The following is an 875-nucleotide window of genomic DNA, read 5'->3' on the forward strand; positions in this document are numbered from 1 at the left end:
GGTGGTGGTAATACCGCCGTAGAAGAAGCATTGTATTTATCGAACATCGCTTCAAAAGTCACTGTAATCCATCGTCGTGACAGCTTCCGCAGTGAAAAGATCCTCAGTAATCAGTTACTGAAAAAGGCCGAAACAGGTAATGTGGAAATTCTCTGGAATCACACACTTGATGAAGTTTTAGGTGACGATGCCGGTGTGACTGGCATTCGAGTTAAAAGTACCGAGTCTGAAAAAACACAGGAAATTGCCGTTCAAGGTGTCTTTATTGCCATTGGTCATCAGCCGAATACCTCTATGTTTAAAGGTCAGCTGGAAATGCAGCATGACTACATAATTCTCAAAAAAGGCACTCAAACCAGTATTCCTGGTGTATTTGCTGCAGGTGACGTTTCGGACCCTATTTATCGTCAGGCAATTACTTCTGCTGGCGCTGGCTGTATGGCAGCACTGGATGCTGAACGTTTTCTGGAAAGTGAAAAATAAAACTGATAAGGCAGGCCCTGTCCTGCCTTATGCATCTTTTAGGAGAAATACCAATGGCCCTTTATCAACATATTTTGATTGCAGCTGATTTTTCCAACCATACCGACATGGTGATTCATCGCGCCAAGGCACTGGCAGCCGCTAACAATACCCGTTTGAGCTTATGTCATATTGTTGAAGATTTCCCACTCACCGATTTTGCCTATGAGCCAATGATCAGCGTTGATGCGGATATGCGCGAAGCATTACTCGATGCCGGTAAAAAACAATTATCCGCTTTGGGACAAAAATTTGAGATCGCCCCCAACAATCAATGGATTGAATATGGCAGTCCGGGACGAGACATTGTGCGTATTGCCGAAGAAAATAATGTCGATCTGATCGTCGTGGGA

At 44.2% G+C, this 875-nt stretch carries 2 protein-coding genes; both read left to right on the forward strand.

Features of this window, described 5'->3' with window-relative positions; genetic code table 11:
* Positions 1-483: FAD-dependent oxidoreductase (locus B3O33_RS15010; protein WP_292363893.1), on the forward strand; the 483-nt coding region annotated here is incomplete at its 5' end.
* A 53-nt stretch (positions 484-536) separates the two neighbouring features.
* Positions 537-875 (forward strand): universal stress protein (locus B3O33_RS15015; protein WP_292363894.1); only part of this gene is annotated, 339 nt, incomplete at its 3' end.

Origin of the sequence: Methylophaga sp. UBA1464 (genome assembly GCF_002325665.1) — a bacterium.
In the GTDB taxonomy this organism is placed as follows: Bacteria; Pseudomonadota; Gammaproteobacteria; order Nitrosococcales; family Methylophagaceae; genus Methylophaga.